General features: G+C 68.0%; 20 protein-coding genes. 10 read left to right on the forward strand and 10 right to left on the reverse strand.

Translation table 11 applies throughout. The annotated features are described in order from the left end of the window. Positions 1 to 12 precede the first annotated feature (12 nt). Together LZ199_RS32510 and LZ199_RS32515 are read right to left on the reverse strand one after the other, a co-directional pair. Positions 13 to 1,638: an aminopeptidase P family protein gene (locus tag LZ199_RS32510; RefSeq protein ID WP_253997630.1), complete on the reverse strand. Its 1,626-nt coding sequence runs from the start codon at positions 1,636 to 1,638 to the stop codon at positions 13 to 15. Between the two features lie 33 nt (positions 1,639 to 1,671). Next, the gene (locus LZ199_RS32515) at positions 1,672 to 2,436 is read right to left on the reverse strand and encodes a 16S rRNA (uracil(1498)-N(3))-methyltransferase (protein ID WP_253997631.1); all 765 of its coding nucleotides are present in this window, start codon (positions 2,434 to 2,436) and stop codon (positions 1,672 to 1,674) included. A 146-nt stretch (positions 2,437 to 2,582) separates the two neighbouring features. On the opposite strand from LZ199_RS32515, the gene LZ199_RS32520 reads away from it, so the two are divergent. Then, the gene (locus LZ199_RS32520) at positions 2,583 to 3,776 is read left to right on the forward strand and encodes a DTW domain-containing protein (RefSeq protein ID WP_253997632.1); all 1,194 of its coding nucleotides are present in this window, start codon (positions 2,583 to 2,585) and stop codon (positions 3,774 to 3,776) included. 38 nt (positions 3,777 to 3,814) lie between these two features. On the opposite strand, the gene LZ199_RS32525 is transcribed toward LZ199_RS32520, so the two are convergent. Both LZ199_RS32525 and LZ199_RS32530 read right to left on the reverse strand, forming a co-directional pair. After that, entirely contained in the window at positions 3,815 to 5,659 is a 1,845-nt protein-coding gene (locus LZ199_RS32525; RefSeq protein WP_253997633.1) for a FecR domain-containing protein, read from the reverse strand. Then, entirely contained in the window at positions 5,646 to 6,314 is a 669-nt protein-coding gene (locus LZ199_RS32530) for an RNA polymerase sigma factor (protein WP_253997634.1), read from the reverse strand. The genes LZ199_RS32525 and LZ199_RS32530 overlap by 14 nt, the downstream gene beginning before the upstream one ends. Positions 6,315 to 6,549: 235 nt before the next feature. On the opposite strand from LZ199_RS32530, the gene LZ199_RS32535 reads away from it, so the two are divergent. Continuing rightward, positions 6,550 to 7,737, forward strand: coding sequence for a DUF7107 domain-containing protein (locus tag LZ199_RS32535; RefSeq protein WP_253997635.1), 1,188 nt, complete (start codon positions 6,550 to 6,552; stop codon positions 7,735 to 7,737). A 30-nt stretch (positions 7,738 to 7,767) separates the two neighbouring features. Here LZ199_RS32535 and LZ199_RS32540 read toward each other — a convergent pair whose 3' ends face one another. Further along, positions 7,768 to 8,760: a class I SAM-dependent methyltransferase gene (locus LZ199_RS32540; RefSeq protein WP_253997636.1), complete on the reverse strand. Its 993-nt coding sequence runs from the start codon at positions 8,758 to 8,760 to the stop codon at positions 7,768 to 7,770. A gap of 201 nt (positions 8,761 to 8,961) precedes the next feature. Here LZ199_RS32540 and LZ199_RS46795 point away from each other — a divergent pair, with 201 nt between their 5' ends. Next, complete coding sequence (locus LZ199_RS46795; RefSeq protein WP_323390020.1) at positions 8,962 to 9,180, forward strand: hypothetical protein; 219 nt, start codon at positions 8,962 to 8,964, stop codon at positions 9,178 to 9,180. Positions 9,181 to 9,616: 436 nt separating this feature from the next. Here the strand turns inward: LZ199_RS46795 and LZ199_RS32545 are convergent, their stop codons facing one another. Next, positions 9,617 to 12,541, reverse strand: a complete 2,925-nt coding sequence (locus LZ199_RS32545) for an HD domain-containing protein (RefSeq protein WP_253997637.1) — start codon at positions 12,539 to 12,541, stop codon at positions 9,617 to 9,619. A 97-nt stretch (positions 12,542 to 12,638) separates the two neighbouring features. On the opposite strand from LZ199_RS32545, the gene LZ199_RS32550 reads away from it, so the two are divergent. The 3 genes from LZ199_RS32550 (at position 12,639) to LZ199_RS32560 (ending at position 16,660) form a co-directional block, all read left to right on the forward strand. Then, complete coding sequence (locus LZ199_RS32550; RefSeq protein WP_253997638.1) at positions 12,639 to 13,400, forward strand: crotonase/enoyl-CoA hydratase family protein; 762 nt, start codon at positions 12,639 to 12,641, stop codon at positions 13,398 to 13,400. Positions 13,401 to 13,447: 47 nt separating this feature from the next. Beyond that, the gene (locus LZ199_RS32555) at positions 13,448 to 14,593 is read left to right on the forward strand and encodes a cystathionine gamma-synthase (RefSeq protein ID WP_253997639.1); all 1,146 of its coding nucleotides are present in this window, start codon (positions 13,448 to 13,450) and stop codon (positions 14,591 to 14,593) included. 192 nt (positions 14,594 to 14,785) lie between these two features. Beyond that, positions 14,786 to 16,660: a metallophosphoesterase gene (locus tag LZ199_RS32560; RefSeq protein ID WP_253997640.1), complete on the forward strand. Its 1,875-nt coding sequence runs from the start codon at positions 14,786 to 14,788 to the stop codon at positions 16,658 to 16,660. Between the two features lie 80 nt (positions 16,661 to 16,740). On the opposite strand, the gene LZ199_RS46510 is transcribed toward LZ199_RS32560, so the two are convergent. The 3 genes from LZ199_RS46510 to LZ199_RS32580 form a co-directional block, all read right to left on the reverse strand. After that, positions 16,741 to 18,231, reverse strand: a complete 1,491-nt coding sequence (locus LZ199_RS46510; RefSeq protein WP_267145167.1) for a tail fiber domain-containing protein — start codon at positions 18,229 to 18,231, stop codon at positions 16,741 to 16,743. A gap of 74 nt (positions 18,232 to 18,305) precedes the next feature. Continuing rightward, positions 18,306 to 19,502: a hypothetical protein gene (locus LZ199_RS32575; protein WP_253997641.1), complete on the reverse strand. Its 1,197-nt coding sequence runs from the start codon at positions 19,500 to 19,502 to the stop codon at positions 18,306 to 18,308. Positions 19,503 to 19,570: 68 nt separating this feature from the next. Next, complete coding sequence (locus tag LZ199_RS32580) at positions 19,571 to 20,302, reverse strand: nitroreductase family protein (RefSeq protein ID WP_253997642.1); 732 nt, start codon at positions 20,300 to 20,302, stop codon at positions 19,571 to 19,573. A 55-nt stretch (positions 20,303 to 20,357) separates the two neighbouring features. On the opposite strand from LZ199_RS32580, the gene LZ199_RS32585 reads away from it, so the two are divergent. Next, positions 20,358 to 21,017 carry a TetR/AcrR family transcriptional regulator gene (locus LZ199_RS32585; RefSeq protein WP_253997643.1) on the forward strand — a complete coding sequence of 220 codons (660 nt, stop codon included), beginning with the start codon at positions 20,358 to 20,360 and terminating at the stop codon, positions 21,015 to 21,017. 10 nt (positions 21,018 to 21,027) lie between these two features. On the opposite strand, the gene LZ199_RS32590 is transcribed toward LZ199_RS32585, so the two are convergent. Beyond that, positions 21,028 to 22,035 (reverse strand): hypothetical protein, encoded by a 1,008-nt coding sequence (locus LZ199_RS32590; protein WP_253997644.1) that lies wholly within the window; start codon positions 22,033 to 22,035, stop codon positions 21,028 to 21,030. Positions 22,036 to 22,241: 206 nt separating this feature from the next. Between LZ199_RS32590 and LZ199_RS32595 the strand changes: the two genes are divergently transcribed. Genes LZ199_RS32595 through LZ199_RS32605 form a run of 3 tightly spaced genes read left to right on the forward strand, consistent with a single transcriptional unit; the run spans position 22,242 to position 25,149 of the window. After that, entirely contained in the window at positions 22,242 to 22,790 is a 549-nt protein-coding gene (locus tag LZ199_RS32595) for an RNA polymerase sigma factor (protein ID WP_253997645.1), read from the forward strand. Beyond that, positions 22,787 to 23,557, forward strand: coding sequence for a hypothetical protein (locus LZ199_RS32600; RefSeq protein ID WP_253997646.1), 771 nt, complete (start codon positions 22,787 to 22,789; stop codon positions 23,555 to 23,557). The genes LZ199_RS32595 and LZ199_RS32600 overlap by 4 nt, the downstream gene beginning before the upstream one ends. Beyond that, positions 23,554 to 25,149 carry a caspase family protein gene (locus LZ199_RS32605; RefSeq protein ID WP_253997647.1) on the forward strand — a complete coding sequence of 532 codons (1,596 nt, stop codon included), beginning with the start codon at positions 23,554 to 23,556 and terminating at the stop codon, positions 25,147 to 25,149. Before LZ199_RS32600 ends, LZ199_RS32605 begins: the two co-directional genes overlap by 4 nt. Positions 25,150 to 25,183: the final 34 nt, after the last annotated feature.

Raw genomic sequence — 25,183 nt, forward strand, 5'->3', positions numbered from 1 at the left:
CGCGCCTTCGAGCTACTTGCGCTTGCCGGCCTTCGCCTTCTTCGCGGGGGCCTTCGTCGCGGTGCGGGCCTGGGGCTTCTTCGAGGCGGCCTTCTTCGCCTTCGCGGCGGGGGCCTTGTCCGCGTTCCACAGGCCGCCCATCCACGCTTCGATATCCTTCACCGTGCGCGGGATGTTGGCGGAGAGCACCTTGCAGCCCCGGGCGGTGACGACGATGTCGTCCTCGATGCGCACGCCGATGCCCCGGTAGCGCGCGGGCACCGTGAGGTCGTCCTTCTGGAAGTACAGGCCCGGCTCCACCGTGAGCACCATGCCCGCCTGGAGCTTGCCGTACTTGTACGCCTCCTGCCGCGCCTGCGCGCAGTCGTGCACGTCCAGGCCGAGCATGTGGCTGACGTTGTGCAACGAGTAGCGCTTGTAGAACTGGTGCTCGTCCTTGAGCGCCTCGGTCGCGCTCTCCAGGATGCCCAGCTTCTCCAAGCCGTCCGCCAGCACGCGCATGGCGGCGCGGTTGGGCTCCATGAAGTCGTTGCCCGGCTTCACCGCCGCGAAGGCCGCCTCCTGCGAGGCGTACACCAGTTCGTAGATGGCCTTCTGCTCCGGTGTGAAGCGCCCGGAGATGGGCAGCGTGCGGGTGATGTCCGCCGTGTAGAGCGTGTGGCCCTCCACTCCCGCGTCCAGCAGCAGCAGGTCCCCGGGCACCAGCGGGCCGTCATTGCGCGTCCAGTGCAGCACGCACGCATGCGAGCCGCTGGCGACGATGCTGTTGTAGCCCGTGTCGTTGCCTTCCACGCGCGCGCGCAGGTTGAAGATGCCCTCCACGTAGCGCTCCGTCTTCGCCACCTTCAGGCTGCGGATGACGTCCTCGAAGCCGCGCTGCGTGGCGTCGATGGAAATCTGGAGCTCGCGCAGCTCCTGGGCGTCCTTGATGAGCCGCATCTCGGACAGGAAGGTGGCCAGCGCCTTGTCGCGCTCGCCGCCCGCCGTCACCGCGTCGTCCACCTTGGCCGAGTGCCCACGCAGCACGCGCGTGGGCTTCGTCGCCGCGCCCTTGAGGCCCTTCAGGTAGTCCGCCAGCGTGTCCAGGCCGCGCGCCTCGTCCACGTCATGGCGCGCGCGGCTCTCCGGCACGCCCAGGCGCGGGCCCACCCACAGCTCGCCCTTCACGCGGTCCGTGAAGAACGTCGCGTCGGCGCGGCCCGGGTTGGGCTCCACGAAGAGCAGGTCCGTGTGGCCGCCGCCTTCCTTCGGCTCCAGCACCAGCACGCAGTCCGGCTCCAGGTTGCCGGTGAGGTAGTAGAAGTCCGTGCCCGGGCGGAAGCGGAAGTACGTGTCGTTGGCGCGCACCTTCTCGTGGCCGGTGGGGATGACAATCGTCTCGCCGGGGAACGCCTGCGACAGCGCCTTGCGACGGGCCTTGAAGGACTCCGCGTACTTGATTTTCGAAGGCAGCTTCCCCGAGGCCGGCTTCCACTGCTTCAGCATGAAGTCCAGCAGCGCCGGCGGCGGCACCGAGTCGTGGCTTGCGGGCTTGGCGGCTGGCGCCTGCGGCTCGGACGTGACGAGGGGCTGCTGCTCACCGACCGCGGGCTGCGAGCTGTCGGAAGCGACCGGGGACGAAGGGATGGACGTGGCCATGGGCGGGGACTCTTCAACAGCGCCCCTCGCTCCTCAAGCCCGAGATGCATCCTGACGTGGAGCAGTGTCTTCCGCGAGAAGGGCCACTTGCCCGACGAGCACGGGGACCGCCGTCTCCACCCGCAGGATTCGGGGGCCCAGGGAGAAGGGGCGAAAGCCGTGGGCTTCCAACAATTGGGCCTCGAACGATACCCAGCCCCCGTCGGGGCCGATGGCCAGGACGGAGCGCTGACCGGGGGCCGCTGACACGGCGCGCAGTGGCTGGGTCGCGGGCGGGTGGGGGAGCAGGCGGACGGCGTCCGGGGGGAAGACGGCGTCGAGCTCGTCCTCGACGAAGGGGCGGAAGCGCTCCCGGACCAGGACCTCCGGCAGGTGGGTGTCGCGGGCCTGCTCCAGGCCCTGGAGGAGCAAGTCGCGCACGAAGGCGCCGTCGAGAACCTTGGAGTCGAAGTAGCTCTTCTCCACCCGGGCCGCGTTGACCAGGACGATGCGGTCCACGCCCAGCGAGGCCACGGCGGGGAGGACCTTCTTGAGGGCCTTGGGCCGGGGGATGGCGAGCAGCAGGTCGATGCCGGCGCGCGGCGGAGGGGCTTCCGAGAGGGTGACGCGCAGGTGGAGGACGCCGGGGGTGTTCTCCAGCACCTCGCCGGCGCCGATGAGCCCGCCCAGGCGGCCGACTCGCAGGGATTCACCGGGCTCGGCGCGGAGCACTTCGCGGGCATGCTGGGCCCGTCGGCCGGTGAGGCGCGCGGTGCCGTCCGGAAGGAAGTCCTCGTCGAAGAGCAGCAGCAGGTTCACGGGACGCTTCTGTACCCCGGCTGGAGGGCGCCGTGGGGCCCTTCTTCCCTCCAGGACGGCCCTGGAGCGCCTGGCTCCCTGGCTGGTGGCGTGCCCTCCCACCGGCAGTGCTTGCCCGGCCCCGGGCCGTGCCGTAAAGCCGGGCTGTGCGTTCCCTTTGTCTTCGCTGCCATCGCCCCGAGAGCACCTGCTACTGCTCGCAACTGCCCCCTCGGCTGGACACTCGCACCCGCGTCGTCTTCCTCCAGCATCCGCGTGAGCGCCGCGTGGCCATTGGCACCGCGCGCATGGCGCACCTGGCGCTGGCCAACTCGGAGCTTCACCACGGCGTCGACTTCACCGGCCACACCCGGCTGGAGGAGCTGGCCGCGGACCCTGACTCCGTCGCCGTCCTGTTTCCTGGGGAAGACGCCATCTCGGTGGAGCAGGCGCGCGCGCGTCCGCCGAAGACGCTCATCGTGGTGGATGGCACGTGGCCGCAGGCGAAGAAGGTGGTTGCCCGGAACCCGCTGCTGGCAGGGCTGCCGCGCATCGGCTTCGTGCCTCGCCGCCCGAGCAACTACCGCATCCGCGCGGAGCCCGCGGACCACTGCGTCTCCACCATCGAGGCGGTGGTGGAGATTCTCGGGCTGCTGGAGGGCGAGCCGGAGCGCTTCGACACGATGTTGAAGGCGTTCGAGTACATGGTGGACACGCAGCTGGGGCGACAGTCGACGCGGACGTCGCCGAACCGGCGCCGCATCCACTTTGGTCCGTGGAGGCCGCCGCGGGAGCTGCGCTCGGTGGCGGAGGACTTCGAGAAGCTCGTCGTCTTCTATGGCGAGGCGAATGCGCACCCGACGGGCGCGGACATCCCCGCGGAGCTGGTGCACATGGTGGCGTGTCGTCCGTCCACGGGCGAGCGCTTCGAGGCCATCATCGCGCCCGAGCAGCCGCTGGCTCGCAGCACGACGCTGCATGTGGAGTTGCCGGAAGAGGTGCTGCGCGCGGGGGAGCCTCGGGCGCAGGCGCTGGAGCGGTTCGAGCGGTTCCTGCGGCCCGATGACGAGCTGGCGGTGTGGACGACGTTCGCGCTGGATTTGCTCTGGAGTGGCGGGGTGAAGCGCAGGCCCGCTAGGAATGTGCGGCTGGCCACGGCGCGTGCGCTGGAAGGCAAAGCCGGGGGCGTGGAGCACGCGATGGAGCTGCTGAACGGCCCGGAGGTGCCCCCGTGGGCGCCCGGTCGCGCGGGCACTCGCATCCGCGCGCTGGAGTCCGTGCTGCGCGTGCTGGTGGAGCGTGGCCGTGCGCAGGAGCCGATGAAGCGGGTGAAGCAGCAGCGCACGGGCACCGAGGGCTGACGCGTCGGCGCTGGCCTCGGTGGTGCTGCGAAGCGCACTCAGGGCAGCAGCGCGGCGCCGGCCTCGCGCACGTAGCGACCGCGCGGGAAGTCGTTCAGGTACTGGCGATACTCCGTCTTCGCGTCCTGTCCCTGGAGCCGTGCCTCGAAGCAGCGTGCGCGCAGGTAGCGCGCCTGCTCGCGGTGGTCCTTGCGCGGGCTCTTGGCCGCGATCTCCTCCAGGCCCGCGAGGAAGCTCTCACACGTCCGCGGCCCCTCCTGGATTCGCGCGTAGCCGAGGAACCGCTCATCCGCGTCCTTCGACAAGAGCGACATGGGGCTGAGCCCGCCCTTCTTCTTCTTGGGCTCGGGAAGTTCCGCCACCTGCACGGGCTGCTGTGGCGCGGGAGATGGGGCCGTCACCACGGGCGCCGGAAGAGGCGTCGCGGGCAGCTTCTCCGTCACCGAGGGCGCGGGGTAGGGCGCGAACTCCTGGCTGGGGTCCGCGGGAGTGCGTGCCGTGCTGGCCGCCGGGGGTGTGGCCATGGCGACGAGGCCAGGCGGCGGTGAAGTGGGCTCGACGGGAGTCTTCTCCGCCGTCGCTGGCGGCGTCTGGGCCTTCTCCTGTCGCGGCTTCAGGGAAGCGGTCACCACGTTCGACTTGCGCTCGACGTTCTTGAGAGGCTCCTTCGCGAGCGCGGGCTTCACGGTGCTCGGCGTCTGGGGCACATGGGCCACGGCTGGCACCACCGTGGGCGCAGCTTCGGGCGTGCTCGCGCCCGTGGGCACCGTCGGGCCCACCTCCTGCGTGGAAGACTCGGTGGGCAGGTCCATGGCCTCGAGCGCCTCACGGTCCGGCACGGACAGGGGCGCCTGGTACAACGCGTCCTGCTCCTCGAACAACTCCACGCGCTCGCCCGCGCCCACCATCCGCGCGGGATGGCCTTCCTGCTCTACCCGGACGCGGCCCTCGGAGACCGCCACCGAGGCGCCCAGGAGCGTGCGCGCCACGGTGAACACCGTGCCCACCACCGACACGCGCAGGCCCGCGACGTCCACGCGGAAGCCACGCCGCTCGGCGTGGGAGGCCTGCACCGACAACCGGCCCTGGCGCACCGTGAGGTGCACGTCGCTCGCCTCCGCGCGAGACAGCTCCACCTCCGAGTCCGCCGACAACCGCACGCGGCTCGCGTCCGGCAACCGCAACATCGCGGAGGCTCGCGACGGAGTCTTCACCGCCGTCCCCGAGCGCAACCGCATTCCGGCCCGCAGCGCCTGCTCCGCGCCACCGCGCTCCCGAATCACCGCGCCCGTCGTGCTCTCCGCTCGCGTCGACTCCTGCTCGGCGGTCGTTGCAGGCGGGCCCACCGCCACCGCCGCCTCGGGCGTCGGAGCCGTCTGCTCCGCGCGGACGGCTTCAGGTGGCGGAGTGCTCGTAGGTGCCACCGTCGCCCGGGACACCCAGAGCGCGAGCACCACGGCGCAGGTGCCCGCGAGCGCGAGTGCCCAGGGCCACCGCTGTGTGCGTCTCGCGGTCGCCGTGCTCACGTTCGGCCAGGCCGACGGGGACTTCCCTTCCTGCCGCGCGTGCAGCTCGCTCCCGGGCCGGCGTGACTCGTCCGAGCCTCGCGCATTCGCAGTGCTCCACGGCCACCGCATCCGCGAGGACTTCGCCTCCAGGCGCGCGGCGGCCTCGGCGCGCAGCTTCGCGCCCACCGCGTCCCAGTTCACCTGGGGCTCCACGCTCCGGACCTCGTGCAGCATGGCGCGGCTGGTCCGCACCCGCTCCAATTCCGCGCTGCACGTGGCGCAGCTCGACAGGTGCGCGCGCGTGCTCGCCGTCTCCTCGGCGCTCAGCTCGTCCGCCACCAGGGCCCACAGCGCCCGTTCCTCAGGGTGCGCCATGAGGGCCTCCGGGGCGGCGGGTGGCGAGCAGTCGCTGCATGGCCTCGTTGAACTCCAATCGCGCGTGGTGCAGGCGGCTGCGGACGGTGTTGGGAGAGCTTCCCACGGCCTCGGCGATTTCGTCCGGGCTCATTCCGCACAGCTCGTAGTACACGAAGACGATTCGCTTCTTCGGCTTGAGCTTCTCCAGCGCCGCCTCCACCAGCCGGGCCGCCTGCCGCCTGGACGCGGCACGCTCGGGGTCCTCGTCGGGGGACTCGCACTCGGGCGGCTCCGCGACGGAGTCCTCCGGCCTGCGCCGCTTCCAGCGCAGGTGCGACAGCGCCACGTTCGAGCACACCCGGTAGAAGAACGTCTTGAAGCGCGACTCGCCCCGGAAGCCCTTCACCGCCGTCAGCAGCCGCAGGTACACCTCCTGGAGCAGGTCCTCCACGTCCACGCGATTGCCCACCAGGTGCCGCAAGGTGCGCGCGGCGTCCACCCGGGTCAGTTCATAGAGACGCTCGAAGGCCGTGACGTCGCCTTCCTGGAGCCGGCGCACCAGCAGGTGGAGCTGGGGCTCGTCAGAGGACGTGGGAGGTGAGGAAGGGCCCTGTCCCGGGCGCTCCTCGGGCGAGGCGGCCGGCGCCAATGCCTGGGCTTCGCGGAAGATCACCGGACGCTCTCCCTCCGGGACGCGCCATGAGGTCCCCCCCTGTAGGAGCGCCCCACCGTCCATGTGAAAGGTCCAGGCCAGCACACTACCTCCGTGCCCCTGGGTCGCCGCAGCGACGTGCGCCGATCAAAAAAGATTTTTGATCAGCCGTCTGCTGCGCGGAGACGAACGCGGGTGAAACCGGACAACCCACCCGGTGGCCGGACCGGTTCCCCGTAGCACGGAGTCCCCGCTCATGAACCACCCCGCACGCGGCCTGCTGGCGCCGCTCCTGCTGTTGTTCGCTTTCTCAGGCTGCATCATCCGCGAGAACGATGACAGTTGGCTGGACGACGAGGACCTCTGCTACTGCGCCACCAACGCCGACTGCGACTCCGACCAGTACTGCCGCTCTGGCTACTGTCGAGACATGGGGCCGAACCCGGACCGGTGTTCCGGCTCGCTCGACTGCCCCGGGACGCAGGTCTGCATCAACTCCGTCTGCAACCAGCCCTGCGCCCGCAGCAGCGAGTGCGCCTCCGGTGGCAAGTGCGAGGACGGCTTCTGCTCCCCCGGCTCCTCCCAGCCTCCTCCGCGTGACGCGGGCACTCCCGATTCCGGCCCGAAGCCCGACGCGGGCCCCCGCCCGGATGCGGGCCCGTGGGATGCCGGCTCGCCCGACGGTGGACCTCCTCCGACGGACGCGGGCCCCGGGCCCGTGTGCCAGGTGAACGCGCACTGCGGCACGGGCAACTACTGCATCAACAACCAGTGTCACCGTGGCTGCGCGACGGACGGGCAGTGCTCCAACACCGAGTCGTGCGTCTTCGGCGTCTGCCGCCCGCGTCCGCCGGACCCGAATGCCTGCCGCACGGCGGGCGACTGCTCGGGCGGGAAGGACTGCGTGGACGGCCAGTGCCGTGCGCAGTGCGAGTCCACCACGCAGTGCCCCGCGGACCAGTCCTGCCAGATCGGCTACTGCCTGCCCATTCCCCACGGCGGTGAGTGCCGCGCCAACTGCGAGTGCCCCTCCGGCCAGGTCTGCGCCAACGGCCAGTGCCGCTCCACGGAGCCGGAACCGGGTCAGACGTGCATGGCCAACTGCGACTGCCCCTCCGGTCAGGTCTGCAACGGCGGCTACTGCCGTCCTCCCGCGCCGCCGCCTCCTCCGCCGGATGCGGGCTCGGGCACCACCTGCGATGCCAACTGCGACTGCCCCTCCGGTCAGGTGTGCTCCAGCGGCTACTGCCGCGCGCCTCCGCCTCCCACTCCGCAGGACGCGGGCACCCCCACGGTGTGCCGCGCCAACTGCGAGTGCCCCGCCGGACAGGTCTGCAAGGACGGCGCGTGCAAGCCGGTGAACCAGGGCAGCGGCAAGTCGTGCGTGGCCAACTGCGAGTGCCCCGCCGGCGAGCGCTGCCAGGACAACGTCTGCTGGTTGTAGTCCGTCACGCCCGGTGGCGCCCCGAAGCTCTCAGGGCGCCACCATCCGCCAGCAGCGGTGGATGTCCTTGCGCTGGAAGTCCTCGGGGATGGAGGCCGGTGTGAGCTCCTCCACGGACTTCCAGCCGCGTGTCGCCTTGGCGTCGAGCTGGAAGCCGAGGAAGTTGTTGGAGAAGTAGAGGACGCCTCCGGGTGACAACAGTGTCCGGAGTGCGTCCAGCAGGCGCGGGTGGTCTCTCTGCACGTTGAACGAGCCCGTCATCTTCTTCGAAGTGGAGAAGGAGGGCGGGTCGCAGACGATGAGGTCATAGCGCTCGGGGCCTCGGGCCTGGGCCTCCACCCACGCCTTCGCGTCCGCGCGGACCAGCTCATGGCGCGAGTCCGCCAGTCCATTCAGGTCCAGGTTGTCCTCGGCCCAGTCCAGGTAGGAGTTGGACAGGTCCACCGTCACCGTGCTCGCGGCGCCACCGGCGGCGGCGTACACGGTGAACGCGCCCGTGTACGCGAAGAGGTTGAGGAAGCGCTTTCCCTGGGCCTCCTCGCGCACGCGCTGACGGGTGTCGCGGTGGTCCATGAAGAGGCCCGTGTCCAGGTAGTCGCCCAGATTGACCCAGAACTTCAGGCCTCGCTCCTCGACGACGAGCCGTCCGCTGCCTTGACCCACGCGGCCATATTGCGCGCGGCCCCACGGCTGGGGCGTGTGCGTCTTCACGAAGACGCGCTCGGCGGGGACCTCCAGCACCTCCGTCACCGCGGCGAGCACCTCCGTGCGTTGCGTCTCCGCCGTGCCCGTCTTGAGCGCGCGGCGGTGGGGGTACTCGGTGACGTGGACGCAGTCGCCGTAGACGTCCACCGCGAAAGGGTACTCGGGGATGTCCCTGTCATAGACGCGGAAGGCCGTCAGCCCGCGGGCCTGGGCCCACTTGCGAAAGTGCTTCGCACCCTTGCGCAGCCGGTTGGCGAACATGACCGCCTCGGTCGTCTTGGGGGCGTCCTTGCCGTGATTGTCTCGTGGGTCAGCCATCTCGGCCCCACTCATCCCCGACTCGCGGACGGACGACAAGCTCGGAAGCAGCTGTTTCCGGTTGTCAGGCGTGTCCGCTGTGGAAGACGGGCACCTAGATAGGTATCGGGAAGCCGATGGGAAGGCCCAACTTTGGGCCTTGAATCATGCTGGCGGAGAGTAGCCGGGAGACCAGGAAGGACCCGCGAAGGCTGGCCCTTCGTGGGTCTTTCCGAACGGCTGCTGGACGAGGCGCTGGACGCCGCAGGCATCGACCGCTCGCAGGTCTACGCCACTAACACGGTGAAGTACTTCAATTGGACGGGGGAGGGCGCCCTGCATCCACGCCAAGCCGAACACCTTGAAAATTCGCGCGTGCCTACTATGGCTCGCGGCGGCAAGTCAGGTGTTCCGTCCGACGTCGTTGTGTGCCAAGTGTGATGGGCCTACCCATCGGAGCGCTCGCGGGTCACCTCGTCGGATCGCACTTTCGATCAGGACCGAAGCCCGCGTGCTCGGGAGCGTCAAGGGTCGGCTGCGCCGAAACCTGAACGGTTCTGCGCCCTTGCCCCTCTCTCCACGCGCAGACGTTGGGCAATCCGGTCGCAAGAGGCCAATCCTATGCGATCAAGACTCGCGCTCCGTTTGGCCGACGCGCTTGCGGTCCATTACGCCGGTCTCTGACAGCTAGGGCACTATGTCGGCGCATTCATTGTTGGGGGCGGACTTCCGCGTGACGAGGCCACGAGGAGAGCCGAGTCTCTTTGAATGGGCGCTCATCGTCGTGGCCACCGTGCCAACGTAGGGCCGAGGGAAATTCCTTCCGCACCCATCCCCTTATGCCCAGTTGGCCAATAGATGGACGGCTGTGTATGAATTAATGAAATCTCTCGTAGAGTCGATGGAACTCATATTCCTCAGCGTGAGGGGGATGTAGGTTTTCCGGAATACTTGGATTGCTTCTCCATTTTTTAAGATAACTAAGAACCATGTTGGAAGGTTCGTCCCGAAGGACATTGATTGCTGCAGTCAATAGGTCGGTGGTTATTGGTGAGCCATGTGTCTGAGAGACTTCATGGATTCGGCCTAGCCATTGTCCCAAGGGAGCCGCCGAGTTGGCGAATAGGATGTCCTCCCCAGGGGTGCGAATTATTGCAAGCGCAGGTGCCCTTGTTCCGAAGTTGGAGAGATAGGTCTGCGGGGATAGTATGGTGACATCTGGGGTTGTGCTGCTGATTTTAAGCCAGAGTTGAGGATGGGAACTTCGAGGATAGGGCACTGCGACAAGCTGGATTGAGGCAAGAACTGCGGTCCTGATCTGATGAGTGACCCAGTTACACAGGAATTCGGGGGCCTCGTCGAAGAAAAGCACTGGTGTTTGTTCTGCGAATTTTGGTCTGCGAGAATCTTTTCGGCGTTCGGAGGGGTATGACTGTTGAAACAAGACGGCGAGATTGGGGAGAGCAATAGCCTCTTTGGCTGAAGTCAAAGAGGCTCTAGTACCTCTGTGAATGCGTACAGTGGATGGCCACTCCCAGGCAAGATTCCGGGCGACATCTGGATCTGAAAGTACTCGCCCGGCATACATCCAGGCGTCGTTCATTCTTGCTCGCGGCTCATTCTTGAGATGATTGGCGACGGCGGCAGTGACTGTTCGTTGGAAGATGTTTTCAATGTCGTCGTCGGATGAGTCTTGATGATGGAGGGTGTGGCCGTGAATGGCGCTTCTAGAGAGGGTTGGGATTGTCGTTGGTCTACGGTCATCGATCGCCAAGTGCCACGATGTGCTATCCGCGTTGTGAGTTGATGTTGCTATTCCATGTAGGGCTTCATAGCCTTCAGGTGGTTTTGGGACGGCCTCAAAAGGTCGCCCAGTAAGATCAAGTTCGGAACTCCAGTCGTTGAGCCAGCTTTCTCCCTGATGGTTTATGTATGCTATTCGGTAGGCTTCGCCGCGCATATGCGGTTCGTTGATTGGAAAGGCGCGTAGTTCGAAGTGGGCGTTAGGGTCCACGGTGCTGCGTTGGATTATTGTTCGGTCCTTGATTTCTTGCGCGTGTATTGTTTTGTGCTCCTCGTGTTCGGTTATCTCAATGGGGAATTCACATCGACGGCACCAAGATTGGACGAGTTCTATTAACCTGCCTCGATCGAGTGGTTGATTGAGGACGACGGTAATTCGTGTTCCGTGGCGCCGATGTGCTGGCCGAGATTCAAAAGGCGCACATTTTTCGGTAAGCAGATAGCTTTTTGCTCCTTTTAAGACTAGGCGTAGTCCATACTTCTCGTTGTCGGGCAGTGGCAGCTTGGCTGTTTCTACGGTGACATGATTGCTGACTGCGAAAACACTTAAAAAGCCGACCCCGAAACGGCTTGTTGCTGTGAATTTGTACCGTTTTCGGAAGTCCTCGCTTGTGTAGTAGGATTTCCCGATTTGAAGTAGGAATCGACGGATTGTTTCGCTGTCCATCCCTGTTCCCATGTCTTCAATTGTTAGTGACTGGGTGTTTGGAAGGGCCTGCGTCGCTGTAAGTGTGATCTTGAGCGGGTATTCGTTTCTCAGGTCGGCCGGGAAGTCTGTGATCTGGTGCGGTGTGGGGGTGTTTGGGTGCCGAATTTGGTAGTCGTCATAGGCTCTGCATCGGGTGGTATCAAGTGCATTTTGTATGAGTTCCCTGATGAATGATTCTGGTTCTTCGTAGATGTCGTAGATGAGCCGATCTAGAATTTTCTCATGATCGATATCTAGTTTCCATCGATGGAAGGTGTATTGGGCCGTTGGGGCGGGGTTAATGGTGATGGTTGGAGATGATGCAGTTTTGTCGAGGGTGCAGAGAGGCGGAGTCCATTCATTGTGCCTCTCGGTATGTCTCATGGCGATGCCTGTTTCGCGCACCTCGTCTTGGAGCCACTGGAACCAGTCGTGAAGGATTGCGTGTGTGTTTTGGTCGTGACATTCGCAGTCGTACTCGATTTTTTCGGGAGTTATCCGCTCGTGCTTGATTGCCTTGTATTGCTCCCAGTGCGGAATTGAGTCCGGAGGAAGAGGGTGAGCAATGATACAAGCAGTAGGGTCGGCTCGTGATGACCGCATGTCGAGAAGATCGCCGATGCGAAGAAGACGAGCCATGAATTGAACGTTTACCTCCTCGCCTCCCAGATCAGCGACTTCTCGGAATCGTCGTGAGTCAGACAGTTCGCGTCGCTCAAGGCCATGCCCAATAGCAACGAGAGAGATAATCTCGAAATAGCGGCGGTCGTTGAAATCGACCAGTGTCCTTATTGAGGGATTTAGTTCGAGAACGAGAGGAACTCGACGGTGATGCTGTCGGCGAATGAAATCAGCGAGAATGAGCCTTAGCTGTAGGCCGTATTGGTAGTCTTTAAGTGTGGAGTCGAGGGTGTTGTTTTTGAGGTGTTGGAGTTTCTCCCATTGCTCAGCGCCCTTTCCACCTGATTGGATGAAGTCATTCCAGTCGGGTGAAATTAGTATCGACTCGATCTGGGCGTTTGTGACCGTCATGCCTGAGTCGTGAAGTAGGGCTGCGCATATGAGCGTGTAGGCCTCTGCTTTTGATAGCTTTTTAAGTGTGGGTTTGTTGTTCTTGAAGAGGAGTTTTGAGAGTTGAAGAATGATTTGGTCGCTATGTGCCCTGGTGTGATCTGGGTAGTGGGGGAATAGTGCCGACGTGGATTGAAGCCACTTGTCGATTTCGCTCCTGAGAAGAAAAAGCCTGCTGCTATAGTTCTCGTCTTTTGCGAGGAACTTCACGAGTGCCAAGTTTTTGAAGTCTGTGGGCATTTATGGGAATGGTTGTCGTGAATTGCGTCAGTGGTCGTCGTGACTTCGTTCGCTAGCTTAGGAGAAGGCCCTGGTATAGTGACTAAAGTTCTATGCCATGAGCGTGCGCGTCGAGAAGAGCGGCCCCATCACCACCATCGTCCTTCAGCGGCCCGAGGTGCGCAACGCGGTGGACGGCACCACCGCGCTGCTCCTGGCGGACGCCTTCCGTGCCTTCGACGCCGATACCGACGCGCGCGTGGGAGTCCTCCACGGCGACGGCGGCACCTTCTGCGCGGGCGCGGACCTCAAGGCCGTCTCCGAGGGCCGGATGCCTCGGCTTCAAGTCGACGGAGATGGCCCCATGGGCCCGTCGCGCATGGTGCTGGGCAAGCCCGTCATCGCGGCCATTTCGGGCCACGCCGTGGCGGGTGGGCTGGAGCTGGCGCTGTGGTGTGACCTGCGCGTGGCGGAGGAGGACGCGGTGCTGGGCGTCTTCTGCCGGCGCTGGGGCGTGCCGCTCATCGACGGCGGCACGGTGCGGCTGCCCCGGCTCATCGGCCTGTCCCGGGCCATGGACCTCATCCTCACCGGACGCCCCGTGTCGGCCCAGGAGGCGCTGGCCATGGGACTGGTCAACCGCGTGGTGCCTCGGGGGCAGGCTCGCGAGGCGGCCGAGGCGCTCGCCCGGGAAGTGGCCGCGTTTCCGCAGGCTTGCATGAGCGCGGACCGCGCCTCGGCCTACGCCCAGGGTGGGCTGGGCCTGGAGGAAGCGCTGCGTCAGGAGTTCGTGGGGGGCGTGAAGGTGCTGGAGTCGGAGTCCATCGCCGGGGCCACGCGCTTCGCGAAGGGGGCCGGACGGCACGGGACGTTCGAGTAGGGCAGAGGCTGGTGCGCGGCCCAGGGGGCTGTGTTACTCCCCCGCCCATGCGCTTCGACACTCTCGCCATCCATGCCGGTCAGGAGCCGGACCCCACGACGGGCGCCATCATGACCCCCGTCTACCTGACCTCCACCTACGTCCAGGACGGGCCCGGGGAGCACAAGGGCTACGAGTACAGCCGGACGCAGAACCCCACCCGCAAGGCGCTCCAGGACTGTCTGGCCGCTCTGGAAGGCGCGAAGTACGGCGCCGCCTTCGCCTCCGGCCTCGCGGGCACGGACATGCTGATGCACATGTTGGATCACGGTGACCACGTCATCGTCTCCGACGACGTCTACGGAGGCACCTTCCGCCTCTTCGACAAGGTCTACAAGCGCTGCGGCCTGAACTTCTCCTTCGTCGACCTGTCCGCCCCGGGGGCCTTCGAGGCGGCGATTACGCCCAAGACGAAGATGGTGTGGGTGGAGACCCCCACCAACCCGATGCTCAAGCTCATCGACCTGGCGCGCATCGCCGAGGTCGCCAAGAAGCACAACATCCTGGCCGTCGCCGACAACACCTTCATGACGCCGTACTTCCAGAAGCCGCTGGACCTCGGCTTCGACGTGGTGGCGCACTCCACCACCAAGTACCTCAACGGACACAGCGACGTGGTGGGCGGCTTCGTCTGCACCAGCCGCGATGAAGTGGCCGAGCGGATGTACTTCCTCCAGAACGCGGTGGGCGGTGTGTCCGGCGCCTTCGACAGCTTCCTCGTGCTGCGCGGCGTGAAGACGCTGCATGTCCGCATGGACCGCCACGCCGAGAACGCGATGAAGGTGTCCCAGTTCCTCGCCACGCACCCCAAGGTGAAGAAGGTGACGTACCCGGGCCTGGAGACGCATCCGCAGCACGCGCTCGCGCGTCAGCAGATGACGGGCTTCGGCGGCATGGTGACGTTCGACATCCACGGCGGCCTGGAGGCGGCGCGCACCTTCCTCAAGACGGTGAAGGTCTTCGCCTGCGCGGAGTCGCTCGGCGGCGTCGAGTCCCTCATCGAGCACCCGGCCATCATGACCCACGCCTCCGTGCCCAAGGAGACGCGCGAGAAGCTCGGCATCGCCGATGGCTTCATCCGCCTGTCCGTCGGCATCGAGGACTCGAGAGACCTCATCGATGACCTGGCTCAGGCGCTCGACGCGGCGAAGTAGGCCGCGCGTCGTCTGAAGCCGAGCTGGCTTCCAAGGGCCTCCCCGCTCCCTCGCACCTGGGACGCGCGGAGGCCCTTCGTCTGCCCACGCCCTGCCAGACGTGGCTTGTGCTCGGCTGCCCTGCTGCCTGGAGGGAAGGGCGAGTGTCCACTACTGGAATGTCCCCGGATGGGTTCCGTTTGGGCTCCCATCATGAGCGACCGAAGGATTCTCACCACATGCTTCATGGGCGTGCTGCTCGCTGCCGTTGCTGGCTGCGAAGAGCAGTCGCCCACACCCGCCGACCCGCACGTTGTTCCCCCCGAAATCCCCACCACGGAGCTGCCGGACTCCGAGGCCGCGCTGACGGCCCCTGACTGCCGCATGCTCACCACCGCCTCGGTGGTGGCCAGCGGTGACGATGGGGATGGCAGCGTCGCGGCCAACTCGCAGGACGACAACCTGAACACGCGCTGGAGCGGCCCGGGCGTGGGCGCGTTCCTCACGCTGGACCTGGGCTCCTCGCAGACGCTGGTGGGCACCACCGTGGCGTGGCACCGGGGCAACGAGCGACAGAACCACTTCGTCCTCTCCACGTCCGAGAACGGCACCACCTTCACCCAGGCGTACGCGGCCGACAGCGCGTTGAGCAACGCGGCCCAGACGTATGCGTTCAGCGCGTGCAAGGCCCGCTACGTGCGCATCACCGTGAATGGCAACACGGTGAATGACTGGGCCTCCATCGCCGAGGCCCGCGCGTGTGGTGAGCAGACCGCGCCGCCCGCGCCCACGGCGGACTTGGGGCCGGTGTTGCCGCGCCTGCCGTACCTCCAGAGCGTGGGGCCCACGAGCGCCATCGTCGCGTTCCGCTCCGGCGCGTCCTGCACGCCCTTCGTCCGCTTCGGCGAGGGCTCGCTCCTGGCGCGCACCGCGGTGGCCACCGTCGCGGGCTGGCGTCACGCGGTGGTGCTGACCGGCCTGCAGCCGGGCCGCGCGTATGGCTACAGCGTGGAGGCGTGTGGCTCCGTCACGGGCCTGCGCACGTTCCGCACGGCGTCCGCGCCGGGGACGCAGCGGGTGCGCTTCACCACGATGGGCGACTTCGGCACGGGTGGCTCCGCGCAGTCGAAGGTGATGGCGATGATGAACAAGCCCGAGTGGCGCGGGGAGTTCCTCGTCGCGCTGGGGGACAACGCCTACTCCGATGGCACCGAGCAGGAGTTCCAGGACCGCATGTTCAAGCCCATGGGGACGCTCCTGCGTGAGGTGCCGGTGTTCCCCTCGCTGGGCAATCACGAGTACGTGACGAACCAGGGGCAGCCGTACCTGGACAACTTCTACCTGCCCGCCAACAACCCGGCGAAGAGCGAGCGCTACTACTCGTTCGACTGGGGCAACGTGCACTTCACGGCGCTCGACTCCAACTGCGCCATCGGCATGGCGTCGGCGGACAGGTGCTCGGCGGCGGCGCAGAAGACGTGGGCGGAGCAGGACCTGGCGGCCAGCGCGCTGCCGTGGAAGGTCGTCTTCTTCCACCACCCGCCCTGGTCCAGCGGGGAGCACGGCTCGCAGCTCACCATGCGCCGCACGTACGGCCCGCTCTTCGAGAAGTACGGCGTGGACCTGGTGCTCACCGGGCATGACCACAACTACGAGCGCAGCAAGCCGATGAAGGGTGACGCCGTGGCGCCGTCGGGCACGCGCGGCATTCCCTATGTCGTGGTGGGCAGCGGTGGCGCGACGCTGCGGCCCTTCGCGGGCAGCCAGCCCTCCTGGACGGCGCTGCGCGACAACCAGGTGTATGGCTTCATGGACGTGGTGGTGGATGGCGGCACGCTGACGGCGCGGCTCATCACCTCCACGGGCACGGTGCGCGACACCCTCACGGTGACGAAGTCGCTGCCGACAGTGCGCGCGGCGTCCCTGAAGCTGGCGCCGCTGGAGACGGTGCCCGGCCCCGTGGATGACCCGGCCCGCATGCCCGAAGTCCTGCGGGCCCGGCCTCCGCTGCCTCCGGCGGACCGGTTGGAGGACGTGGCCGATGCGCCGGAGCCTCCCGCGAAGCCCGAGGCCGCCGAGACCGAGTAGGCACGGCGTAACGACAGCGACCCGGTGTCGACAAGGGCCTCCCGTGGGAACGCGGGAGGCCCTGCTGTTTGGACCCGGGACTACGGCCGCGCGGCGTTCGCGTTGACGACGGCCTCCAGGCGGGACAGGCCGCGCTTGAGCTCAGCCAGCTCGGCCTTGAGCGTGTCGACCTCGGCGGTCTTCTCGCGCAGCTCCCGCGTGCGGACCTCCAGTGCCTTGATGGCGGCCAGATTCACTCCGTCGATGTCGAGCATGCCGATGCTCGTGTCGCCCGAGCCCAGGCCGAAGGCCGCCCGGAAGTCCTGCGCCATGGGGCCCATGTGCAACACGCCGTCCTGCTCTTGCTTGTAGCGCCAGGTCGAGATGGGCAGCTCGGAGACCTGGGTCAGCAGCCGCTCGCCGTCGACGTTCCGGAAGCCCTCCTTCTGGTTGCGGTCCGACGTGCAGGTGAACGCGCCCGAGCCCGCGCCCAGGTCGCAACCCGTGGCGAGGTTGGCGCTGGAGCGCAGGCGGATGCCGCCCGCGGCGCGCACCATGAACTGGTTGTTGGCGGTGCTGGTGGCGAGGTCGGTCGTCGACTGGTCCCCCCAGATGAACGAGCCGGAGCGGCCGTCCGTCGACACCCGCTGACCCAGCGCCATGCCGTAGTCGGAGTTCGCCGTGACGCGATATCCCAGCGCGAAGGAGCCCGTGCCGGTGGCGATGCTCGACAAGCCCAGGGCGGTGGCCGAGGTGCCCGTCGCGGAGTTCGTGATTCCCAACGCCACGCCGCCGGGGCCGCTGGCGATGCTGCCGTTGCCGATGCACACCGCGGAGGCGCCGCTCGCCACGCAGTTCTCACCCATGGCGAACGACGTCCGCCCGCTGGCGGTGGAGAGGTTGCCGCCCGCCCAGGAGAACATCCCGATTCCGCTCTCGTCCCACTGCGTCTCGGCATGGCCCGCGCGGAAGGCTCCCTTGTGGGGGGCCCACATGAGGCGTGTTCCCGTGCCCGTCATCGGGAGCGCGCCCTGGCCCGACTCGCCTCGCGCCAGCAATCCGCCCGCCGAGTCCACGGTGAGCAGGGGGAAGGCCGTCCAGTTCACTCCGTCAGAGGCCGTGTTCTGGAGCTTCAGCAGGGCCGTGGGCGTGGCGATGGCCGTCGTCGCGTCGACGAGCACGTCGGACCGCGTCGTCATCCGCCCTCGCGTGGTGCCCGTCCCCGCAAGCGAGAACGAGGCCTCCTGCGCGAGCACGCCATTCTGGATGTAGTTGGTGCTGCCCGGCAGGGGCTGGCGCGCATCGCTGAGGCGCGGGTCGCTGCTCGGCACCGGCGCGTTGGCACCGCTCCCGTACGGGAGGCTCAGCACGTTGTCCTTCAGCTCCAGGCCCGTCCCCACCTGCCAGTTGGGTCCCACGGGGCCTTGTGGGCCCACGGGTCCCTGCGGGCCCGCGACGCCTTGCGGTCCAGCGGCGCCTTGCGGCCCCTGCAGTCCCTGGCTGCCCTGCGCGCCGTTTGCTCCATCGGAGCCACCACAGCCCAGGCCGGCGAAGACGACTCCCAGCGCGGCCAGCCACGTCCCGACCTTCATTCGATTCCTCCTGGCGGATAGGGCGAGGAGCTTACCGCCCTACGCGCCAGGTCTTCTCGGGAGTTGGAGCACCTTCAGTGTCGTACCCCTGGGGCTGGCTGTCCGGCGATGACCGCCCAGGTGGTGAGCGCGCTGTTGACGCTGGTCCAGTACCCGTAGGCCTCGTAGTACCAGACGGCCCAGTGCGCCTGCATGTCGAGCCGGCTGGGCTCCGCCGGCAGGTCTCCGTTGATTTGAGGGTCGGAGGCGTTGCGGATGACGAGCCACAGGGGTGCGGTGTTACCCAGCTCCTCCGCCACCAGTCCGAGCACCGCGTCTCCCATCTCCACGCCCGCGCCGACGGCTTCCAGGCCGTTGCGCGAGGTGCCGAACTCGAAGAAGTCGGTGGTGAGGATGGGGTGGAAGGCGGGCATGTCCCTGGCGTCGAGCTTGATGTCGGGGCTGTTGCGCGGGCCCGGGAGCAGGGGGCCGTTGAAGGCGTAGCGCTTGGTGGGGGGCCCGAAGTCCGGCTCGCCGAGCTGCGGCGCGTGCTGGGCCATCAGCCGCTCCGCGTCGTCGAAGTAGCGGGTGGGGACGTCAAACTCACAGCGGTAGGTCTTGTCGTTGAAGGGCTCGTTGCGGAACTCCTGGGACAGGCGGAAGCGGGCGGCGCGAGTGACGATGACGTCACCCAGCTCGTGGTCCGCGAAGGTCGCCCCCGCGGTGCCCACGGTGATGACCATGCGAGGCTTCACCTCCCGCAGGAGCTGGTGGAACAAGTCTTTCACCGGCAGCGTCGCGGTGCCGGCGCCGGTGCGCACGCCGTCCTGGTTGAGGTGCAGCTCCGACTTGAAGCACAGCACGCTCCGGCCGCCGATGTCGGTGAGGAACCAGCTTCCCAGGCGCTGCACGCGCTGGGCGGGCGCCGACTTGCGGATGAGCGGCTGGTAGTGGCTCTGGAAGTTCCTGTCGTACGGGTACCAGGCGGTGCGCCGGACGCCCGGAGTGAGGGTGTCCGCCAGGGCTTCGACCTCGGCGACCGTCCAGGTGACGACCAGGTAGTCGGCCTGCGGGAGCGCGGCGCCGGGCTGGGGCGGGGTGGGCAGTCGCGGATGGGGCCGGGGCTCCAGGCCCGTGGGCCACGTCAGCCCCAGTGCCACCTCGGCGGGCAGGGGGCCGCCTCGCGGCAGGGCCGTCGCCTCCAGCGGCTGTTCGTCCACCGTGGCGCCGTATTCGATGATGTGCCGGGCAATCAGCTCCGGGCTGCTCAACAGGGTGTGGGGATTGGGCATGACGCACCTCCAGCGTCTCCTCTTGAAGCTAGGCGCGACGCGGGGGCGAGGCCCGGTGCCCCGCCTGCTCAGTGCTCGATGACCGCGTCCGCGAGTGCCCTGCGCCAGCGCGGCTCCAGCCGTGCGTCCGGACTGCGATGGCCCAGGGCGATGACAATCGGAATCACCGTGCCGCGCGGCAGCCCCAGTGCCTTGGCCACTCGGGGCGCGTCGAAGCCCTCCATGGGGCAGGAGTCCAGGCCACGCGCGGACGCCGCCAGCAGCAGTGTCTGGGCCGCGTAGATGCCGCTGCGCGCCGCCCAGTTGCGCATGCCCGACGTGCCGATGGGCAGGAGCGAGTGCACGGGGTTCAGCAGTGACAGCAGGGCGCGCATGGGCGTCCAGAGCAGCAGCGGGGCCCACTGGAGGAAGCGGGTGAACTTGCGGACCTGCCCCAGGTGGTAGGTCCTGGAGCGGGCATCCAGGTCCGAGGCGTGCTCGACGTGCTCCAACTGGCGCGCCGCCGTCCTGAGGCCGATGCGTCGGCTGGCGACGACGACGATGAGCGTCGACGCGGAGCGGGCCGCGCGCTGGGCATGGCAGGCCTCCGCCACGCGCTGCTTGAGGCCCGTGTCCTTCAGCCAGTGCAGTTCATAGGGCTGGAGGTTGCCGCTGGAGGGGGCCAGCAGCGCGGCCGCCAACACCGCGCGCACGTCTTCGTCCGGAAGGGGCGCGCCGTCGAAGTCGCGCACGGCGCGGCGATGCTCGTTGACCTCGCAAAAGTGGCTCCAGCGGGGCTCGGTGTGGCTCTGGTCTGTCATGCGCCCAGAATGTAAGTTGGAGCTTGTCTTCACAACTTGCATTCAGGACACCGTGATGGCCGCGCGAAAGCCCAGGACCTCTCCCCGCAAGCAGCCGAAGCAGGAACGCTCCGTCGCGACGGTCGACGCCATTCTGCAAGCCGCGACTTACATTCTGGTCCGTGACGGCTGGGAGGGCTTCACCACCAACCGCGTGGCGGAGCGGGCCGGGGTGAACATCGCCTCGCTCTACCAGTACTTCCCCAACAAGGAAGCCATCGTGGTGGAGCTTCAGCGTCGCCACGTCGCGAAGTCACGGGGCGGGATGCAGGGAGCCCTCGCCGGGCTGCGAGCGCAGAAGACGCTCCCTCGCGTGCTCGACCTCGTGGTGGAGGGCGCCATCGCCGAGCACCGCGTGGCGCCGGAGCTGCACCGCATCTTCTCCGAGGAGCTGCCGCGCTCGGCCCGCGCGCCCTCGGGCGTGCCCGATGCGCAGGTGGAGCGCTTCTGGGCGGAGGTGCTGGAGCCCTTCGCGCGCAACGTGCCAGACCTGCCGCTCGCGGCCTTCTTCGTCCGGGTGACGCTGCACGCGGTGATTCACGAGGCGGCCACGGCGCGGCCGGAGCTGCTGGCGCGGCCCGACTTCGCCCGGGAGGTGGTGTGCCTGCTCGACCGCTACCTTCGCCGGGCGGCCCCGGCGCGCACACGGACGCGCGCGCGGGGATCCCGGGTTTGAATGGGCGGGGTCAGCGAGGTGACTCGCGCCACGTGTGGGGGCACGCGCGGCACTGGCGGGCCTTGGACGTCCGGGCGGGGGCGCCACACTTCGGGCAGCGGTTGATGATGACTGTGTCCGGATGCTCCGCGAGGAGCCTGCGCTCCAGGGCGCGGCCCAGTCCCGCCTTCCCCTCGGCGAGCAGCGCGAGGACCTCTGGATTGTCCGTGGCCCAGCGCGGCCCTTCCTCCGTGTTGAAGGTCTCCATCCGCGCGGCCTTCGACTCTGTGTCCGTCACGAGCCGCCAGTAGTTGTCGAGCAGGTACTGGAGGAGCGGGTCATTGGCGGGCCGGCGCTCCGGCGGAAGGGGAAGTCCCAGTCCTTCATTGACGGTGTGTCGGCCCGTGTCGCCCCGAGCGATGGCGGCGCTCTCGTAGGTCAGCAGCTGCTTCATGAGGGAAGACGCGCCCACCTGCCGGATGCGCTCCACCTCCCGCAGCGCCTCTTCGCCACGCCCCGCACGGCGCAGCAGGTCCACCAACTGGACGCCACGCCAGCCTTGCCAGTCGGGCTCCTCTCGACGCTCCCAGTGCTTGAGCGGGGGCGCGTTCAGGAGCAGGTCGGCTGCTTCGGAGCGACAGCGTCGGGCGAGGTCTTCCAGGCCCGCATCATCCGCCACCCAGGCGGCATGTGTTCGGACCTGGGCGGAGTCCCGCACGAGCCCCTCCGCGTCTTGGAGGAGCGCCAGGCACATGAACTGGTTGAGCAGGGCCGGGGCCCCTGGATGGTGGAGGCGCGTGCGGTAGGCCTCGGATTGGACCACGTTGCGGGCACTGGGGGCCGCCTGGGTGAGGGTCATCGCGCAGTAGCCACAGGCGGGACACGTCTGAACCCAGACGTCCATGGTCGAGCGCGCCATCTCGGAGGGGCGCCCATCCAGGTCGGGGCGCTCGAAGGTGGTGACGCACTGGAGGGTGCGCTGCTCGCTCACGCTGTCGCAGACGGCGCACGTCACCGGCTTGAGGGCATACTTGGTCATGACGGATTCCTTTCGGTGTCGGCCGGTGGGGCCCGCCCGCCGGGAGCAAGTCGACTGCTTCCCGTCAAGCCGAGAAGAAAGGGCCCGGGAAATGTCCCACGGATTGAAGGTCATGCGTCTCGCTTCGCGGGGCGAGCCTCCCCCGACGCCCGTACCGGGCGAGACTGACGGTGGGGGCGAGTATCGGCCCAGGGCGAGGTGCTTCCGTGCGCGAGCCGGTGAACGAGGTCGAGCAGACCGAGGGCTACTACCGTCGCTACGGTGAGGCCGTGCATCGGCGTTGTCTGCGATTGCTCGGCGACGAGGCGCTGGCCTGGGACTCCACGCAGGAGGTGTTCCTGCGTGTCCATGCGAACCTCAAGCCGCTTCGCGCCGCGGACTCTCCATTGTCGTGGCTGCTCACCGTGGCGGACCGACAGTGCTTCTCGGTGCTGCGCCGCCGTCGCACCGAGGCCACCCACGCGCTGACGCAACTGGCACCGCCGGACGCCCACGCTGCACCGGAGGCCGCGCTGGAGCGACTGCTGGTGGATGCGGACGTGGTGAGGCGCGTCCTCGCCCACTGTCCCGAGGACGTCCAGCGCATCGTGGCCCACCGCTTCCTCGATGAGATGGAGCAGGAGCAGATCGCCACGCTGCTCGACGTCTCGCGCAAGACGGTGCAGCGCAAGTTGCAGACCTTCTTCGACACCGCCCGACGACTCCTGGAAGTCGCCCCCCGGCCCGAGCCGCGAAAGGGAACGGCCCCCGCATGAGCACCTCCTCCATTCCTCGCTTCCCGGGCGTGCCGGACCTCCTGCTGGAGCGCTACCTGTGTGACGAGCTCTCCGCGGAAGAGGCCCGGCACGTGGAAGACGCGGCGAGCGCCTCGCCCGCGTTGGCCGCGCACCTGCGCGAGCGACGGGCCGAGAAGGCCGCCTTCGCCCTGGTGCGTCCCTTCGGTCCGATGCGGGCGCGACTGGAGGCGCCGCGGCCCAGTCGCTGGCGGGTGCTCTGGCGCTGGAGCCAGCCCGTGCTGGTGCTCGGCGTGGTGTTCGCGGCGATGCTGCCTCGAATCCTCTCGCTCCAGGAGGTGGAGCAGGTGCGCGTGCGCGGCGGGCTCACCGCGCGGGTGCTCGTCAAGCGAGGCGACGTCGTCTTCGAGCAGGGACCCGGCGCGGTGCTGCGCGCTGGAGACCGGGTGCGCGTGGAGGTGGAGGACGTGGATGGAGGCGCGCTCTACCTGCTGGCGCTAAGCGAGCATGGACGCGTCACGCCGCTCCAGGGCTTTCCCGCCACGGGCGGCCCGCTGTCCATGGCGGCGGGCCGGTGGGTGTTGCCCGGGAGCCTGGAGCTGGATGCCGCCCCCGAGCAGGAGGCGCTGGTGGTGGTGCTCGCATCCGATGCGTGGAATGCCCCATCGCCCGAGGCCGTCCAGCGCTGGCTGGAGCAGGCGACGCGAGAGGCGGAGTTCCCACCGTCACTCACTCCGCTTCCCGGCACCCGCCACGCCGTGCGCGCGCTTCCAAAGGAGCTGCCTTGAGTGACAGAAGCTCGCGGGTGCTGGGTGTCCTGCTCGTGCTCCTCGCTACCTCCGTCGCGAGCGCGGAGAGCCGGTTCTCCATCAGCGTGGGACACAACCTGGGCCGGGACACGGACGAGCCCCTTCGCTGGGCCCAGCAGGACGCCGAGCGCATGGACGCGGTCTTCGGTCAGCTGGGCGGTGTTCCCGAGGACCGTCGCATCCTCCTGCGCGGAGAGTCCGTCTCCAACCTCCGGCTGGGACTCGCGCGGATGCGGGGCCGCATCGAGGAGGCACGGCGCGCTGGAGAGCGCACGCTGCTGTTCTTCTTCTACTCGGGCCACGGAGACGAGGTGTCGCTGCGCCTGGGCGGCGAGGCCCTCCCGCTCGCGGAGCTGCAGGGGATGCTGGCCGAGGTCCCCACCACCGTCACGGTGGCCGTGCTGGATGCCTGTCACAGTGGCGCGCTCGTGCGGGGCCGCTCCAAGGGCCTCAAGTCCGCGCCCGCCTTCGATGTCTCCTTCCTCCGACAGGTGGGGCCGGAGGGCCGCGTGTTCATCGCCTCCGCGGGGGCGCACGAGGTGGCGCAGGAGTCGGACAGCCTCCGGGGCTCGTTCTTCACGCACCACCTGATTTCGGGCCTGCGAGGCGCGGCGGACGTGGATGCCGATGGCCGTGTCTCGCTCACGGAGGCCTATGGCCACGTCTACCACCGCACGCTGGCGGGCTCGCACGCGTCCACGGCGGCGGTGCAGCACCCGGAGCTGTCCAGCCAGCTCGCGGGAGAAGGGGACTTGTTCCTCACCACGCTCTCGCGAGCCCATGCGCAGCTGGAGCTCCCTCCTTCCGTGGGCGACAGCGTCGTGCTCGTGGACGAGCGCACGCTGCAGGTCATGGCGGAGGTGGAGCCCCGGGCCGAGGAGTCGGTGCGCGTCGCCCTGCCCGCGGGACGCTATCGGGTCCAGGTGAGGCGGGGCGCCCAGGTGCTCTACGGCAAGGTGTACCTGCCCTGGGGGGAGAAGCAGCGCTTGAATCCCGAGGCCCTGGAGGTGCGCACGCTGGCCCTGCACCAGCGCAAGGGCGCGCTCCTGGAGGCCAGCAGTTGGCGGCTTCAAGCGGCGCTGGGCGCGGGCCGCTCCTCGACGCAGCTGGGCGGCTGGGGGCCCCAGGTGGGTGTGCTGCTCGCTCGCGAGAGCCCTGGAGGGCTGGGGCTGTCCTTCCTCGGAGGGCTCACGTTGGGGGCCACCCGGGGCTCCACGCTGGAGCAGCGTCTGGAGCAGGTGGAGCTGGGGCTGTGGAGTGGCCTGGGCGTGTCGGGCTCGGTGGGGCGTGTCTGGGCCGGAGCCCATGCGGGCGTCGGAGTGCTGGGCCTGGCTCAACGCGCGACGAGCCCGGATGCCGAGCGGCGCCGGGAGCTGGGCCTGCCCGCGTGGCGGACCCGCACGGGCGCGGGCGCGGCCACCTTCGCCACGCTCTCCGCGGAGGTGCCGGTGGGCGCGAGCACGGGCCTCTTCGCCCGGCTGGGCGGCCATGTCGCGTTGATGCGCGAGGATGAAAAGCTCCGCACGCAGCTTGCGCCACATTTGCTGCTCGGTTGCACCTGGGGGCTCTGACACCCGGGGCCGTGTCCCACGCTTCGCTGTCGGC

Source organism: Myxococcus qinghaiensis, from assembly GCF_024198215.1.
Taxonomy (GTDB): Bacteria; Myxococcota; Myxococcia; order Myxococcales; family Myxococcaceae; genus Myxococcus; species Myxococcus qinghaiensis.

What these genes read in the sequence shown, in the direction of transcription:
- LZ199_RS32510 (WP_253997630.1), bottom strand. Translation starts at nt 1,638, where the DNA reads ATGGCCACGTCCATCCCTTCGTCCCCGGTCGCTTCCGACAGCTCGCAG.
- LZ199_RS32525 (WP_253997633.1), bottom strand. Translation starts at nt 5,659, where the DNA reads ATGGCGCACCCTGAGGAACGGGCGCTGTGGGCCCTGGTGGCGGACGAG.
- LZ199_RS32535 (WP_253997635.1), top strand. Translation starts at nt 6,550, where the DNA reads ATGAACCACCCCGCACGCGGCCTGCTGGCGCCGCTCCTGCTGTTGTTC.
- LZ199_RS32540 (WP_253997636.1), bottom strand. Translation starts at nt 8,760, where the DNA reads ATGGCTGACCCACGAGACAATCACGGCAAGGACGCCCCCAAGACGACC.
- LZ199_RS32545 (WP_253997637.1), bottom strand. Translation starts at nt 12,541, where the DNA reads ATGCCCACAGACTTCAAAAACTTGGCACTCGTGAAGTTCCTCGCAAAA.
- LZ199_RS32550 (WP_253997638.1), top strand. Translation starts at nt 12,639, where the DNA reads ATGAGCGTGCGCGTCGAGAAGAGCGGCCCCATCACCACCATCGTCCTT.
- LZ199_RS32555 (WP_253997639.1), top strand. Translation starts at nt 13,448, where the DNA reads ATGCGCTTCGACACTCTCGCCATCCATGCCGGTCAGGAGCCGGACCCC.
- LZ199_RS32560 (WP_253997640.1), top strand. Translation starts at nt 14,786, where the DNA reads ATGAGCGACCGAAGGATTCTCACCACATGCTTCATGGGCGTGCTGCTC.
- LZ199_RS46510 (WP_267145167.1), bottom strand. Translation starts at nt 18,231, where the DNA reads ATGAAGGTCGGGACGTGGCTGGCCGCGCTGGGAGTCGTCTTCGCCGGC.
- LZ199_RS32575 (WP_253997641.1), bottom strand. Translation starts at nt 19,502, where the DNA reads ATGCCCAATCCCCACACCCTGTTGAGCAGCCCGGAGCTGATTGCCCGG.
- LZ199_RS32580 (WP_253997642.1), bottom strand. Translation starts at nt 20,302, where the DNA reads ATGACAGACCAGAGCCACACCGAGCCCCGCTGGAGCCACTTTTGCGAG.
- LZ199_RS32585 (WP_253997643.1), top strand. Translation starts at nt 20,358, where the DNA reads ATGGCCGCGCGAAAGCCCAGGACCTCTCCCCGCAAGCAGCCGAAGCAG.
- LZ199_RS32590 (WP_253997644.1), bottom strand. Translation starts at nt 22,035, where the DNA reads ATGACCAAGTATGCCCTCAAGCCGGTGACGTGCGCCGTCTGCGACAGC.
- LZ199_RS32600 (WP_253997646.1), top strand. Translation starts at nt 22,787, where the DNA reads ATGAGCACCTCCTCCATTCCTCGCTTCCCGGGCGTGCCGGACCTCCTG.